The sequence below is a fragment of the Psychrobacter sp. AOP5-GZ1-6 genome (assembly GCF_052376345.1).
In the GTDB taxonomy this organism is placed as follows: Bacteria; Pseudomonadota; Gammaproteobacteria; order Pseudomonadales; family Moraxellaceae; genus Psychrobacter.
Genome location: NZ_JBQSVP010000295.1, coordinates 1 through 896 on the forward strand (window position 1 = coordinate 1; position 896 = coordinate 896).

An 896-nucleotide genomic window follows, 5' to 3' on the forward strand; every position below is an offset into this window, starting at 1 on the left:
CTTTTTTTATCTTTTTTTTGAGCCCTTATCCCGAATTGGGGTTACCTAGAGTATATACCAAGCTATCTTGAGTAGCTGCCTGATTTCCAGCACTATCAGAATCAAGTAAAGCTGCAATTTTCAAATTTTGAGCATGTAGTATGGTGGCGTAGTAGACTACTTTGCCAGCTGTATTAGCGAAAACTAGAGAGATTTTATCGTTCAAGTCAGCTATTTTTTTTGCGCGTAAAAGTGCTGACGCTGCCTCTATATACCAGTAATCTGTTAGCCCCTCTAAAATTAGATTCTTCTTTTGCGTAAATAAGCTTTGAGCCAAATCGTATCCTAATGCTTCTTGGAGAGGGAGAAGAGCCGCTGGATCGCTTGAATTAATTGTATTATGTACTTTAGTACCATCACTACGATCTTTCATTTCCACAACTTTGACAATATTTAGTTCATCAGGCCCTACTAGAAATGGAGAGTGAGTGGTATAGATAGTTTGGTTTTGTTCCGCTAATCTTGATATTGTTGTTCTAAAATCTCGTTGCTTCAAAGCATGAAGGCTCATGCCTGGTTCATCTAGAAGAAGAATAGCATTTTTATGTTTATCCGCAGCTTCTGCAAAGAAAATTATAAAAAACGACACAAGCCATTGAAAACCCTCTGATCGTTGATCTAACTCAATATCGACACCCATATCGTCTTCTACAACAACTTTCAAGTACTGACCATCAGCTGTTACTCTTAGTTTATCGGCTTCTGGTCTGTTAGGGTTTGGCATCCATATTTTTCGAATTTCTCTCGTGAGATGAATGCTTGCCGCATTTAACAAATAACTCCTCCTATCTAGTTTGTCTTGGTAGTCCTTCAATGCTTTTGGATTATTAGCATTTGGGACTGGAGTATTACCAAAG

General features: G+C 38.2%; 1 protein-coding gene. It reads right to left on the reverse strand.

Annotated features, from left to right (window positions below; all coding sequences use genetic code 11):
- Positions 1–25 precede the first annotated feature (25 nt).
- Positions 26–896: ATP-dependent nuclease (locus tag ACT3RN_RS15860; RefSeq protein ID WP_444518842.1), on the reverse strand; the 871-nt coding region annotated here is incomplete at its 5' end.